Origin of the sequence: Pseudomonas sp. BN606 (assembly GCF_029873115.1) — a bacterium.
Classification (GTDB): domain Bacteria; phylum Pseudomonadota; class Gammaproteobacteria; order Pseudomonadales; family Pseudomonadaceae; genus Metapseudomonas.
Window position 1 is genome coordinate 13,299 of sequence record NZ_SSOF01000039.1, and the last position, 13,600, is coordinate 26,898.

The following is a 13,600-nucleotide window of genomic DNA, read 5'->3' on the forward strand; positions in this document are numbered from 1 at the left end:
GTGATCGTTTTCCGTGCAGGGAGTGCACGAGGATTGAGCGATAGCACAAGGCTACGCCCCGCGATTGGCCGCTACACTTATCCATAGCCCCTCTCGTGCCATTCCATCGCAAGGAGGCTCGATGAACGACGAACTGCAACACATGAAGAATCTGGGCAAGACTTCAGCACAGTGGCTGCATGCCGTCGGCATCCACAGCGCCTCCGACTTGCGCAGACTAGGCGCCGTGAGTGCCTATAAAGCTGTCCGGGCACGGGGTTTCCGGGCCTCCAAGGTCCTGCTCTATGCTATCGAGGGTGCCCTGCTGGACATCCACTGGAACGACCTACCACCCGGCCACAAGGCAGAGCTGAACCACCAACTGGATACTTCGGCCGCCCACAACAAGAGCTAGCTCACAACCTCCACCAAGAGAGATTTACGAGCCGGTCACAGGTCCCTATTGTTTCAGGGACCTTCGTGTGCGACGCCATTCCAGACAGTTCAAGGAATTACTGCCATGTACCTACTCGGGGAGCAACCGGCCTACGCCGACCTGCTGATCAACAGACTGCAAAGCATCCCCGGGCAGTTGCTCGACGGGCTTGAACCCAGCGGCCCCGCACTGCGACTGGACCAGGTCGAAGACCTTTCACCGCTGATGCCAGGCAACCAACTGTTCCTGATCGAGAACGGTCTGATCCACGCCATCGTCGACGAGCGCCCGCTTTTCTATCTCCAGGAGGGCGACCTTATCGGCCTGCGCCAGGGCATCGATCTGCCATCCTGCCGCTATAACAGCGACGAACCCATCAGCCTGCTGCCGTTCAGCCGCAGCGAAGTGTTCAAGCACATCTACGGCAACGAGAAGCGCCAGGAACTGTTCATCCAGTACCTGGTAGGCCACACCGCCCTGCTTTCGGATGCCGTGGCGCGCCTGAAACAACCGGACGTGCGCCCGTCGACCGGTTTCCAACACTTCTCCGCTGGCGAGGAACTGATTCACCAAGGCGACGAAGCCGACCACGTCTTCATCATCATCGAAGGCCATGCGGAAGCCTTCGTCGACGGGCAAAAAGTAGGCGACGTGCAGAAAGATGAAATCTTCGGCGCCATGGCCGTTTTCACCCGCGAACGCCGCAGCGCCACCGTAGTGGCGAGCGAGGCATGCACCGTGATGGTGATTCCCAAGGAGCAGTTCCTCAGCCTGATGCAGAGCAATCCGCGTATAGCCCATAGCCTTATCGAGAGCATGGCGCGCCGCATCGACCTGCTGAACAAGGAAGTCACCCAGCTTCGGCTGTCATCCGAGCGGAACTGATGCAGATAGCAGAAACCCCGGCGAAGGCCGGGGTTTCTGCTTTTGGAGCGGGAGGAATCAGCTTGCGAAGAAAACCCGGAATCCACGCTTGACACGAAAATGATAATCGTTATTATTACAGCAACTGGTCGCGAGATCAGCCGGTAAGCTGGGATTCCAAGCAGTCGGACTCTTCAGATTATCTCCTCATCAGGCTAATCACGGTTTTCGACCCGGCAAATTGCCGGGTCTTTTTTTGCCCGCGACTTTTATCCGACGCGCCTCAGCGTGCCGGTGCCATCTGCTTCTTCAGGTTGGCGCAATGATCGATAGGTGGGAGCGCCGCGGTGTACCAGACGTAGTCGGCAGCGCCCTGCCCCACTGGCTTACCCACCTCGGAGAGGACCAGTACCGCATTGCCATCAGCCTTGCCCAGGTCAGCCAGATGCAGGGGCACGCCCAGATCGCGGCGCACATGGAACGCCCCAGCGAACAACATGGCCGGAGCAGGCGCCGCCAGCAGCCTCTCGGCCATGCGGCGGTCACGTTGCTGCTGCACCGCCAGCATCGCCGGCGTCTGCGATTCAGGCAGCATGCCGCAGTGCGATTCGCGAATCTGCTCCAGTAGCGGTCCACGTACGGAATCAGCAGTGGATAACTTGCCTTTCAGGACCGGGCGATCCTTATAGATGCGCTTGATTTCGCTGCGATCGAGGTTTGCCGCCAGCAGCGGATAGGGCTGCATCAGGGCATGCTGGACAATCGGACCGTACAGCTCCCAACTCCAGTTCTTCTGCCAGGCCAGCGCCTGAGGCAAATCGCTGGGCAACGGCCCCCGGCGCACGGCATCGATCTTGGCCTGCTGTTCGGGTTCGAGCATCTCCAGCAGCAGGCCGCCCTGTTCACGACGAGTTTCAAGAGCCCGCAGCAACCAAAGCTGCAGGGCATGGTGATCCGGATTGTCATGCTGCTCGCCAACCAGCACGCGCGGCTGTGCAGCGAGTCGCTCGACCAGTTGCTCCGGCGTCAATTGCTCCCCGGTGTTCAGGTCACGGATAACACCCAGTTCCGGTCGATTTCGCCCCTCGGGGCTCTGCCAGGCTGGCGGCGGTGGCAGGGTCTGGCAGGCAGCCAGCAAGCTGCAGAGAACAAGCAGGAAAACACGCATGGAAGATCCTTGTTTGATTCAGCGAGCAACAATCAGGGGATGGCCCCGCTCAGGATGGCGCTGCACCAGCACTTCAAGGCCGAATACTGCCTTGAGCGGTTCGGCCTGGAGCACCTGCTCCGGCGAGCCCAGCACATGGGGACGACCGTCGGCGAGCAGTAGCAGGCGATCGCAGTAGCGCGCGGCCAGATTCAGATCATGAAGGATCACCAGCACCGCCACGCCGCGCTCGGCAAAGGTCCGCACAGCCTGCAGGGTCGTGTGCTGGTGCAAGGGATCGAGTGCCGAAGTGGGTTCGTCCAGTAACAGTATCTGCCCGGCACTTCCTGGCCAGAGCTGCGCCAGAACCCGAGCCAGGTGCACCCGCTGGCGCTCGCCTCCGGACAGCGCCACATAGCTGCGACCTGCAAGGTGGCTGGCATCCGCTGCCTCCAAGGCCTGCGCGACTACCTCGGCATCTCGTTCCCGCCCGGTGTCGTGAGGCATGCGTCCCATGGCCACGACTTCTTCGACACGAAACGCGAAGCTCAGCGTCGAGCTTTGCGGCAACACCGCAAGACGCCGAGCACGCTGCGGGCCGCTCCAGTCCGCGAGCGCACGATCATCGAGACTTACTCGCCCTCCCGCGGCCGACACCTCGCCGCAAAGGGCAGCGAGCAGCGTGCTCTTGCCCGCTCCGTTGGGTCCGAGCACACCCAGCACCTCGCCAGGCTGCAGCTCCAGGTCAATGCCCGTCAGCACTTGTTTGCCGCCGCGCAGCACGTCCAGCCGTTCAACGCGCAGCATCAGCTACGACCTCGCACCAGCAGATAAAGGAAGAACGGCGCGCCGATCAGCGCCGTGACGATACCGATGGGCAACTCTGCCGGCGCCAGCACCAGGCGCGCAGCCAGGTCCGCCAGCAGCATCAGGCTGGCCCCGGCCAATGCCGAGGCTGGCAGCAGGACGCGGTGATCGGGCCCCGAAACCAGGCGCACCAGGTGCGGCACGACCAGGCCGATGAAGCCGATCAGGCCGGCCGCCGCCACCGCGGCACCTACGCCAAGGGCGGTGCAGAACACCAGCTCGCGCTTCAGGCGCTCCACATCGAACCCCAGGTGACGGGCCTCAGACTCGCCCAGCAACATGGCATTCAGCGCCTTGGCCCTGCGCGGAAGCCAGACGATGACAAACACAGTGACGATGAGCAGCGGCCACAGCCGCGAGTAGCTGGCGCCATTGAGGCTGCCCATGTTCCAGAAGGTCAGGCTGCGCAGGGTGGCGTCGTCGGCCAGGTAGGTAAACAGGCCTATCACCGCGCCGGCCAACGCCGTCAGGGCGATGCCTGCGAGCAGCATGGTGGCCACACTGGTCTGACCATCGCGACGTCCCAGGCGATAGACCAGCACCGTCACTCCCAAGCCGCCGGCAAAGGCGCACATGGATAGCAGATAGGGCGCGAATGCATCCGGCAATCCACCCAGCGCAGAACCTCCGACGATGGCGGCGGCGCCCCCCAAAGCGGCGCCACTGGAAACCCCAACCAACCCAGGGTCCGCCAGCGGATTGCGGAACAGGCCTTGCATCGCGACACCAGACAAAGCCAGCACCGCACCCACCGCCAGGCCGAGCAAGGCGCGCGGCAGACGGATCTGGCCAACGATCAGCTCAGCCTGCTCGAGACCCTGAGCGGAAAACGGCAGGCCAGCCATGCGCAGGGCCGCGCGCAGGGTGTCGCCCAGCGGCAGGCTGACTGGACCTAGCGCCAGCGACAACCAGAGTGCCAGGAACAGCAGAACGCCCAGGGCAATGAACAATGGGCGGGAAGGGACAGACGCGATCATGGTTGGCTCAGGCTTTTCTCGGTAAGGGCCGGAGCCGAAGGATAGAAGCCTGCGGAAAGCGCAGCCATGCCATCAGGCAGGCGTGGACCCAGCCCGCCCACCAGCAAGGTCGGATCGAGGCTGAGCAGGCGGCCCTCACGAGCGGCACGGGTCGCAGCCAGGGCCGGATTCTGCTTGAGCAGCGCCTCGCGGGCGGCATCACCTTCCAGGCGGCGATCAGCGATCACCACTACGTCCGGGTCCAGCGCAGCAAGCGCTTCATTGGAAATCGCCTTGTAACCCTGATGATCGGCAAGGTTCTGCCCACCGGCACGCTCAATCAGCCACGCTGCGGCCGTGTCCTTGCCGCCCGCCATCGGGCTGCTACCGGAATGCCCCAGCAGGAAAAGTACCCGTGGCGACCTCTGTGTCTGCTGTGCCTTGGCGACCCAGTCAGCCTGGCGCTGCAGTCGCTGGCGGTAATCTGCAAGGGCCCTGGCGGCACGAGCCTCATTGCCCAGCAGGCTACCGATCAGCTTGAGATTCTTTTCAAGGGTGGAGAGGTCGGGAGTGGACTGCAGGCGCTCGATACGCACCCCGGCCGTGCTGATTTGCGCCAGCACCGGCGGAGGCCCCATCTCCTCGGTACCTACCAGGATGTCTGGACGGAGCGAGAGTATGCCCTCCGCCGCCAACTGTCGCTGATAGCCGATGCTGGGAAGGCTTTTCAGTGCCTCTGGATGCTGACTGGTGGTGTCCACGCCCACGAGCTTTTCCTGCCCACCCAGTACCACCACCCACTCGCTGACGGAACCACCGGCGCTGACCCAGCGCTGGGGCAAGGCCCCGGCCGCAGCGGCCTGGTGAGAAAGCAGGATGCCTGCGCAAAGGCTGGCCAGACCGACAACTAGACGCATCGAAAACAACTCCATCGCTGAATGCGGGAAACGCCAACGCCCTGTTAAAACAGGGCGTTGGCCTGGATCTGGGCGCCGTGCTCCCCTGGATGCTCGACCTCAGAGTGCCGGCGCGGCTTCCGCCAGCGCTCGCCAGTCGTCACGCTCAGGAATACCGGGTTTGCGCGCGCCGAACAATTGCACAACCAATTGTCCTTCGGCATCGAAGGCCTCCCAGCTGGTGATCACGCCATCGGTGCTGGGTTTGCGCACACGCCACAGTTCGGTCACGCCGGCGGTTTGCAGGTGCAGGTTGAACTCCGGATCGAGAACATTGAACCAGGTGTCCAGCCACTTCAGGTTGCTAACCGGGCCGCTGTGAATCTGGATGCAGTGGCGGTTTCCAACGAACACCATGATCGGCACTTCACGCGTACCGGCTTCTTCCAGCAGGCGCGGCAACTCGACGGTGTCCAACTGCTCGGCCCACTCAGTACCGGCCAGACGCAGCGCCTGGGTACGCTCGGCTCCATGCTTTTTCAGCAGAGCGAAGAAGTGGTGAGTGTCCTTCAGCGCTGCCCAGCCGTCGCGCAGGGCGTCGACATCGATCTCGGCATCGGGCTTGGCCTGCACCTGTTCTGGCTGCGGGTGCAGATCGATCTCGTCGCTTTGCTCCTCAGCACGGAAGCGCTCCACCAGCGGCTCCCAGGCGGCCAGCTCACTGTCGTCAGTGAGGAAGACCTTATGCACGGCAGTGCCTTGCTGATCGAAGATCTGCACGCTGCGCCGGGTACCACGCGGGGATTCCTCAGCCACGGCGAAAACGCTGGCCCAGCCGCTCATGAAGAGGCGCAGGTCGATATCGGCGGATACCACCAAGCCCATCTGGCCGTTAGCCATGACCGAGACTTCGCGGTAGTAGCCCTTGCGCTCATGCACGCAATGCTCGTTGCGGGTCAGCGCCATGATGTAGCCAAGCTCGCCCAGGGCCGGCAGCAGGCCTGCCCAGTCCGGACGCAGGCGCACGGTATCGACGCCGAGGCGACTGGCAGTCAGTTCGGCCTCGCTCACGGACAGGAGCTGGGCGGCATCGCGGGCGCGCAGTCGCGGCTGCTCGGATCGCAGCGTCTGCCATGCCTGGTAGAGAGGAGAAGCCGGGCTGGTGGTCGAAGTTTGCAGGCTCATCTGAAGCTCCTTGTGATTCAGCGACTCGCCGAAAGGGCGAACTCAATGGGAATGTGCACGCGGCTAGGCACTGGCTGGCCATTCTGGGTTTCGGCGCGGAAGCGCCACGCAGCTACCGCATCCATGGCCGATCTATCAAGGCTCTCCACTCCAGAGGAGCGAAGGAGCCGTATCTCGCGAAGCAGGCCTTTCTCGTCCAACCGCACCTCGACCAGGACAAGGCCCTGCTGGTTACGACGCCGGGCCTGAGCCGGATAAATCGGAGGTTTGGGCGACGTGAGGAACGAAGGTTCACGACTGAAAACCTCGGTGACGACCGGCTTGGCCGTTGCCGCGGGGGCACTGGCAGCGGCTGACGACTCGGAATGACTGAGTGCCGGGCTCGCCGCCACGGCCTGCGGTTGCGCTGGTGCAACGGCTTTGGCTTTTGCGGATTCGACTGGCGCTACAGGCTTGGCAGGTGTCGGGCGCGGCTTGCTCGCCAACACAGGCTTGGATACTGGCCGCTGGACCTTCACCGACTGCGCTGGCTTGGAAGGGAGCACCGGCCGGCGCATTACCGAGGCAAGAGGTTGAACAGGCGCGGGGGCAGGCTCGGGGCTGACCAGCCGGACCATCATCGGCGCAGACGACTGCAATGCCATGCCCGGCTCTTCCTGCAGGTCATGCAGGAGCCAACCCGCGACAAAGTGCAGGGCCAGGACAATCGAAAAGCAGAACAGGAAGCGCGGCATCGCAACGGTCAATTTCTAAATACGAATGCATTTGATTATTATTTGAATTTATCTGTCAACGCCATTATGGTTCTGCACCGATATCAACCTGCGATCACCAGTAAGACCTGACGAACGAGCCCCGAGAAAGGCGGAAAAAATCGCTGGAAACGGATGCCACCACGCCGGAAAGCCACGGCGTTTCCCAGTCAGGGGACTAGTACGCCTTGCTAACAGGAGCCTTGCCATGCCGTTGCGTCCTCCCTTTGCCCGCCGTACCGGGCTAGCCCTGATGCTGCTCTGCCCCTCCCTCGTACTGGCAGCCGAAAAGGCCGCAACTCAGTTCGACACCATGACGGTGACGGCCACCCGCAGCGAGCAGCGCCTCGATGAGGTCCCCAGCACGGTTTCGGTTCAGACCGAGCGCGACATCGACCATAAGAATGTGAACAACATTCGCGACCTGGTGCGCTACGAGCCGGGGGTTTCGGTGAGCGGTACCGGTAGCCGCTTCGGCCTGTCCGGTTTCACCATTCGCGGCATCGGCGGCAACCGCGTGCTGACCCAAGTGGATGGCGTGTCCGTACCGGACGCTTTCAACTTCGGCCCCTTCCTGAATGCCCAGCGCAATTACATCGACCCGGATATCGTCAAGCAGGTGGAAATCATCCGTGGCCCGGCGTCCTCGCTGTACGGCAGCGATGCCATCGGTGGTGCGGTGAGCTTCCTGACCAAGGATGCCGCCGACTATCTGGATGAAGGCGATGACGCCTACGCCCGCCTGAAGACCGGCTACAGCAGCGCCGACAACAGCTGGCTGCGCAGCGCGACCTTCGCCGGCCGCCAGGGCGTGGTTGATGGCTTGCTTCATCTGGGCCGTCGCAGTGGCGACGAAGTCGAGACCTTCGGTGGTCGTGGCGGTACTGGCGCCGGCCGCGAGGAAGCGAACCCGCAGGACTTCACCACCGACAACCTGCTGGCCAAGATCGGCTGGAACTATGCAGGCAACGATCGCCTGCAACTGAGTTACGAGCGCTTCCAGGACGACGTGGACACCCGTGTACTCAGCGAAGCCTCGACCCTGACTTCCACGTCCCTCGGCGGCGGCATGTTCAGCAACGCCCTGATCGCGGCGAGCAATGCCACTGACAGCACCGACCGCGAGCGCATCAGCCTGGAACACCAACTGGAGCTGGATACCGTCTTTGCCGATCAACTGAAGTGGCAGCTCAATCACCAGGACAGCAAGATTCGTCAGCAGACCGATCAGAGCCGCTACAGCTGGGTAGCCTTCAACCGCAACCCGACGCCGCCGGCCTCGGCCTTCGAACGCCTGCGCACCCGTGACTCGACCTACGAAGAGAAGCTCTGGTCATTCAACGGCCAGCTCGACAAGAACTTCGCCATCGGCGATACCCAGCACCATCTGATCTACGGCGTCGATCTCAAGCGCCTGGAAAGCAGCGACCTGCGCAAGGGCAATGAGATTCGCGTCAGCACTGGCCAGCCCCTGCCACCGGCCTTCGGCGCGGAAACCTTCCCGCTGAGCGACTTCCCCGATCCGGTCACGCACGAATACGCCCTGCTCGTCCAGGACAGCATCGAGATCGGCCGCTGGACTCTGCTGCCGGGCCTGCGCTACGACTACTACGAACTCAAGCCCGACGTGACCGCGGAATACCTGAACAGCAATCCGGTGAACCGCAACCCCTCCGACTTCAGCGACAACCAACTCTCGCCCAAGCTCGGTGTCACCTACCGCCTGGACGACGCCCACAGCATTTACGGTCAGTACGCTGCAGGCTTCAAGGCGCCGGAACCTGTGGATATCTTCGGCGAGTTCGTCAACGCCGGGATGGGCTACCAGACCATCGCCAACACCAGCCTGAAGCCGGAAACCAGCGACAGCTACGAGATCGGCCTGCGTGGCAAATACGACGTCGGCGGTTTCGGCGTGGCGGTGTTCTACAACCGCTACGAGGACTTCATCGACCAGGTGACCATCCCCGACCCGACCGGCAACAACCTGCTTACCTTCCAGTCGCAGAATCTAAACAAGGTGACCATTCGTGGCGCCGAAGCGAAAGGCGAGCTGTTCCTCAACCAATTCGGCCTACCCACCGGCACCCGCCTTATCGGTTCCATCGCCTATGCACGGGGCAAGAACGAGGAAACCGGCGAGCCGATCAACAGCATCGACCCGCTCAAGGCGGTCATTGGCCTGGGTTATGCCGAGCCGACCGGAAAGTTCGGTGGCGAACTGGCCTGGACCCTGGTCAAGGGCAAGGACCGCATCGACCAGACGAACAACGCCAGTCTGCGCATCACCGAGCAGTTCGCCACGCCTGGCTACGGCACCCTGGACCTGAACACCTGGTGGCAGGTTACCGACGCCTTCTCGGTCAACGCCGGCCTGTTCAACCTGACCGACAAGGAATACTGGCAGTGGGGCGACGTCCAGGGCCTGGACGCCAGCAGCCGCAGCCTCGGTCGCTACACCCAGCCGGGGCGCAACGCATCGGTCAACCTGGTCTGGGAAATCTAAGAACCGGTTTACGATTTTGCGAGCTAGCGAGGAACAAGGCGAAAAAGGCTGAGGAGGCGGAGTTTACGGCCTGTAAATGAGCATTCAGAAGCCATTTTCAACACAGTCACTGCGACGCGCTGCAGATCGTGAATGGGCTCTATCCCGCTTCAGCACAAGGACGTGCCCCTCTTGGCAATCCACAGCGGCGCGCGATAATGCGTGCCTGCTGTGGAGAAGCCGATGATCCTTCTTTGTCGCCCCGACGAACTGCCTGAAGGCCAGAGCCGGGGCTTTGTCGTTGATGGCCTGAATATCCTGCTGGTGCGCCGGAATGGGCAGACCCATGCCTACGAGAACCGCTGCCCGCACCGGGGAATTCCTCTGGAATGGACGCCGGACCAGTTTCTCGACCACAGCGGCAGCCTCATCCAATGCGCTACCCATGGCGCACTGTTCCTGATCGAGTCCGGCGAATGCGTCACGGGCCCCTGTGTCGGCGAGGTACTGGAGCCGGTGGGCATTTTCGAAGATGCCGACGGCATCTGGCTGCTGGACGCAGCCTGAGGCTCAGATCCTCACATCAAGACGGCGGCAGACGCGCACCTCTTCCGGCGTCAGTTCGACACCGTAGGCCAGCACTTCGACGCCGGCAGAAACGGCCTCACGCAGGGCCGCCGAATAAGCCGGATCGATTTCTTCGGCCGGGCGCACTGCATCGATACCCGAGAGGTTCACGCAATACAACTGCACGGCCCGCACGCCATCACGGGCGAGCGCAGCCAGTTCGCGCAGGTGCTTGCTGCCCCTCGTGGTCACTGCATCGGGAAAAGCGGCGACCGACGTGCCGTCGAACCCCAGCGTGACACTCTTCACTTCGATGAAGGCCGGCCCCGCAGCGAAGTCCAAGCGGAAGTCGGCACGGCTGTTTTCCTGCCCGTAGGCTACTTCGCGCCTGAGGCTGGAGAAACCCGCAAGTTCCTTGATCACGCCCGTCTGCAATGCCTCTTCCACCAATGCATTGGCGCGGGCAGTGTTGACGCAGGCCAGACGCCCCTGTGGCGTCTCGGCGATTTCCCAGGTACCGGGCAGCTTGCGCTTGGGATCGTTGGAGCGACTGAACCATACCCGGCAGCCCTCGCTCATGCAGTTCAGCATCGAGCCGGTATTGGGGCAGTGGATAGTCAATTGCTCCCCCGAAGCGGTCTCGATGTCCGCGAGGAAGCGCTTGTAACGCTTGAGCAGCCTGCCCACTTCCAGGGTCGGGGCGAACTTCATTGGCCCGCCCAGGTCTTCAAGCCGCGCGCCAGGCGCTGCACCGCCTCGTCCAGGCGCGGCAGGCTCTGCGTATAGGCAAAGCGCACATGGTGACCGGCCTGATAGCGGCCGAAATCCAGACCTGGGGTGAAGGCCAGGTGCTCGGTTTCGATGAAGTGCCTACAGAAGGCATAGGCATCGCCGCCAAAGGCGGAAATATCCGCGTACAGATAGAAGGCGCCTTCTGGCTCGACTGCGATGCGGAAACCCAGTTCACGCAGGGCTGGCAGCAGGAAGTCGCGACGGCGAGCGAACTCTTCGCGGCGCTGTTCGAAGATTTCCAATGTGCGCGGCTCGAAGCAAGCCAGAGCCGCATACTGCGCCATAGAAGGCGCACTGATGTAGAGGTTCTGCGCCAGCTTCTCCAGTTCGGGCACGGCATCGGCAGGCGCCACCAGCCAGCCAAGACGCCAGCCGGTCATGCCGAAGTACTTGGAAAAGCTGTTCAGCACGAAGGCGTCATCATCCACTTCCAGCACGCTGCTGGCGTCCATCCCGTAGGTCAGGCCGTGGTAGATCTCGTCCACCACCAGGTGGCCACCGCGGGCCCTGAGGGTCTGCGACAGCGCGGCCAGGTCATCGAGGTGCAGCACGGTGCCCGTGGGATTGGCCGGCGAGGCGACCAACGCCCCCACGCTGTCGGCGTCCCAGTGCCGCTCGACCAGTTGCGGGGTCAGCTGATAGCGGGTTTCCGGCCCGACCGGCACCAGTTGTGCGCCCCCCTCCACAAGACGGAGGAAGTGGCGGTTGCAAGGATAGCCGGGGTCGGCCAGCAGCCAGTGCTTGCCCGGGTCCACCAGCAGGCTGCTGGCCAGCAGCAAGGCGCCCGAGCCACCGGGGGTGATGAGAATGCGATCTGGGTCTATGTTCAACCGATAGCGCGATGCGTAGAAGCCGGCGATAGCTTCGCGCAGTTGCGGCAATCCGCGAGCGGCGGTGTAACGGGTATGCCCGGCGGCCAAGGCGGCCTGTCCGGCCTGGATGATGGGTTCGGCGGTGGTGAAGTCCGGCTCGCCGATTTCCAGGTGGATCACATCATGACCCGCCGCCTGGAGTTCGTTGGCGCGAGCCAACAGGGCCATGACATGGAAGGGTTCGATGGCGCGGCTGCGTGCACTGTAGGACTGGGCCATTGGCCTTCCTTTATTAAGGCAAAGAGAGGATTCTAACCAATGGTCCCTGGACGCTGCAGCATGTACGACGCCGGGGAGTGGCGTACCCGGATTTGATCTGGTAAGTTCGCCCGCTTGCAGCCGCAGGGCCGGCACCGCCGGCGATGGACCATAATCCTGCGCAATGGATTAAGAAAGTGAGAGGCGGCCATCCATGCCCACCAATGCAAAACAACAGAACAGCCAGTTGATTCGTGGCTTCGTGCCCTACCAAGAGACCAAGGGCGAGGAGTACATGAGCGACCGCATGCGTGCTCACTTCACCAACATCCTCAACAAGTGGAAGCTGGAGTTGATGGAAGAGGTGGATCGTACCGTGCACCACATGCAGGACGAAGCTGCCAACTTCCCCGACCCGGCCGACCGCGCCAGCCAGGAAGAAGAATTCAGCCTGGAACTGCGCGCCCGTGACCGTGAGCGCAAGTTGATCAAGAAGATCGACGAGACTCTCCAGCTGATCGAAGACAACGATTACGGCTGGTGCGACTCTTGCGGCGTCGAGATCGGCATTCGCCGTCTGGAAGCCCGCCCCACCGCCACTCTCTGCATCGACTGCAAGACCCTGGCGGAGATCAAGGAAAAGCAGCTCGGCTCCTGATGCCGATACGGGGCGCCAATGGCGCCCCGTTGCTTTGTCCGCAACATGATGTCCCCTGCCTATATCGGGCGTTTCGCCCCAACGCCCAGCGGCTATCTGCATTTTGGTTCGCTGGTCGCCGCCCTCGCCTCCTACCTCGATGCCCGCTCAGTCGGCGGTCGCTGGTTGCTGCGCATGGAAGACCTTGACCCTCCGCGCGAGGTGGAAGGTGCCCAGGCGGCAATCCTCCGAACCCTGGAAACCTACGGCTTTGAATGGGACGGCGAAATGGTGCGCCAAAGCGATCGCCAAGAGGCTTACGCCAAGGTCATCGACCGTCTCTATGAGATGGGGCTTGCCTATGCCTGCACCTGTTCACGCAAGCAGCTGGAGGGCCACCTGGGCATTTATCCGGGCTCGTGTCGCAACGCCCAGCATCCCCCGCACGATGCCGCCATACGCATCCGTGTACCGGAGTTGGAATACCACTTCGTAGACCGCGTCCAGGGCGAATACCGGCAACACCTGGGCCGGGAAGTGGGCGACTTCGTCATCCGCCGCCGCGACGGTCTCTACGCCTATCAATTGGCCGTAGTGCTGGACGATGCCTGGCAAGGCATTACGGACATTGTCCGCGGCGCCGACCTGCTGGATTCCACGCCGCGCCAGCTCTATCTGCAGGAGCTGCTCGGGCTCAGCCAGCCACGCTATCTGCATGTGCCCCTGATCATCCAGCCGGATGGGCACAAGCTGGGCAAGTCCTATCGTTCTCCGCCACTGCCAGCCGACAGTGCCGGACCGCTACTGGCACGCGCGCTGCGCACCCTCGGCCAGGAGCCGCCGGCTGAACTGGCCGATGGCAGCCCCCGCGAAGCACTGGACTGGGGGATCGCCCACTGGGATGCCACGCGCATACCGCGTTGCCGAACACTGGCCGAAACACAGCTGCGCTAGCCACTCGCCGCCG

Annotated in this window: 14 protein-coding genes; 6 read left to right on the forward strand and 8 right to left on the reverse strand. The window is 62.8% G+C overall.

The window, feature by feature from the left end; genetic code table 11:
- Nucleotides 1-121 precede the first annotated feature (121 nt).
- Nucleotides 122-394, forward strand: coding sequence for a TfoX/Sxy family protein (locus tag E8E75_RS03310; protein WP_120654548.1), 273 nt, complete (start codon nt 122-124; stop codon nt 392-394).
- 105 nt (nt 395-499) lie between these two features.
- Nucleotides 500-1,300 (forward strand): cyclic nucleotide-binding domain-containing protein, encoded by an 801-nt coding sequence (locus tag E8E75_RS03315; protein ID WP_120654547.1) that lies wholly within the window; start codon nt 500-502, stop codon nt 1,298-1,300.
- Between the two features lie 262 nt (nt 1,301-1,562).
- Here E8E75_RS03315 and E8E75_RS03320 read toward each other — a convergent pair whose 3' ends face one another.
- From E8E75_RS03320 to E8E75_RS03345, 6 genes are all read right to left on the reverse strand, one after another.
- On the reverse strand, nt 1,563-2,447 hold the full coding sequence (locus E8E75_RS03320) for a ChaN family lipoprotein (RefSeq protein WP_153920484.1): 885 nt from the start codon (nt 2,445-2,447) through the stop codon (nt 1,563-1,565).
- Between the two features lie 18 nt (nt 2,448-2,465).
- On the reverse strand, nt 2,466-3,233 hold the full coding sequence (locus tag E8E75_RS03325; RefSeq protein ID WP_120654545.1) for a heme ABC transporter ATP-binding protein: 768 nt from the start codon (nt 3,231-3,233) through the stop codon (nt 2,466-2,468).
- Nucleotides 3,233-4,270 (reverse strand): iron chelate uptake ABC transporter family permease subunit, encoded by a 1,038-nt coding sequence (locus tag E8E75_RS03330; protein WP_153920486.1) that lies wholly within the window; start codon nt 4,268-4,270, stop codon nt 3,233-3,235. The genes E8E75_RS03325 and E8E75_RS03330 overlap by 1 nt, the downstream gene beginning before the upstream one ends.
- Nucleotides 4,267-5,166: an ABC transporter substrate-binding protein gene (locus tag E8E75_RS03335; protein ID WP_153920488.1), complete on the reverse strand. Its 900-nt coding sequence runs from the start codon at nt 5,164-5,166 to the stop codon at nt 4,267-4,269. Before E8E75_RS03335 ends, E8E75_RS03330 begins: the two co-directional genes overlap by 4 nt.
- 99 nt (nt 5,167-5,265) lie before the next feature.
- Nucleotides 5,266-6,330 (reverse strand): ChuX/HutX family heme-like substrate-binding protein, encoded by a 1,065-nt coding sequence (locus tag E8E75_RS03340; RefSeq protein ID WP_153920490.1) that lies wholly within the window; start codon nt 6,328-6,330, stop codon nt 5,266-5,268.
- A gap of 17 nt (nt 6,331-6,347) precedes the next feature.
- Nucleotides 6,348-7,064, reverse strand: coding sequence for an energy transducer TonB (locus E8E75_RS03345; RefSeq protein WP_153920492.1), 717 nt, complete (start codon nt 7,062-7,064; stop codon nt 6,348-6,350).
- Between the two features lie 226 nt (nt 7,065-7,290).
- On the opposite strand from E8E75_RS03345, the gene E8E75_RS03350 reads away from it, so the two are divergent.
- The gene (locus E8E75_RS03350; RefSeq protein ID WP_153920494.1) at nt 7,291-9,588 is read left to right on the forward strand and encodes a TonB-dependent hemoglobin/transferrin/lactoferrin family receptor; all 2,298 of its coding nucleotides are present in this window, start codon (nt 7,291-7,293) and stop codon (nt 9,586-9,588) included.
- 222 nt (nt 9,589-9,810) lie between these two features.
- Nucleotides 9,811-10,134: a Rieske (2Fe-2S) protein gene (locus E8E75_RS03355; RefSeq protein WP_153920496.1), complete on the forward strand. Its 324-nt coding sequence runs from the start codon at nt 9,811-9,813 to the stop codon at nt 10,132-10,134.
- A gap of 3 nt (nt 10,135-10,137) precedes the next feature.
- On the opposite strand, the gene sfsA is transcribed toward E8E75_RS03355, so the two are convergent.
- Complete coding sequence (sfsA, locus tag E8E75_RS03360) at nt 10,138-10,845, reverse strand: DNA/RNA nuclease SfsA (protein WP_120654538.1); 708 nt, start codon at nt 10,843-10,845, stop codon at nt 10,138-10,140.
- Nucleotides 10,842-12,017, reverse strand: coding sequence for a pyridoxal phosphate-dependent aminotransferase (locus E8E75_RS03365; RefSeq protein WP_120654537.1), 1,176 nt, complete (start codon nt 12,015-12,017; stop codon nt 10,842-10,844). Before E8E75_RS03365 ends, sfsA begins: the two co-directional genes overlap by 4 nt.
- Before the next feature lie 193 nt (nt 12,018-12,210).
- Here E8E75_RS03365 and dksA point away from each other — a divergent pair, with 193 nt between their 5' ends.
- Together dksA and gluQRS are read left to right on the forward strand one after the other, a co-directional pair.
- Complete coding sequence (dksA, locus tag E8E75_RS03370; RefSeq protein ID WP_120654536.1) at nt 12,211-12,654, forward strand: RNA polymerase-binding protein DksA; 444 nt, start codon at nt 12,211-12,213, stop codon at nt 12,652-12,654.
- Between the two features lie 48 nt (nt 12,655-12,702).
- Nucleotides 12,703-13,587 carry a tRNA glutamyl-Q(34) synthetase GluQRS gene (gene gluQRS / locus E8E75_RS03375; RefSeq protein ID WP_120655351.1) on the forward strand — a complete coding sequence of 295 codons (885 nt, stop codon included), beginning with the start codon at nt 12,703-12,705 and terminating at the stop codon, nt 13,585-13,587.
- Nucleotides 13,588-13,600 lie beyond the last annotated feature (13 nt).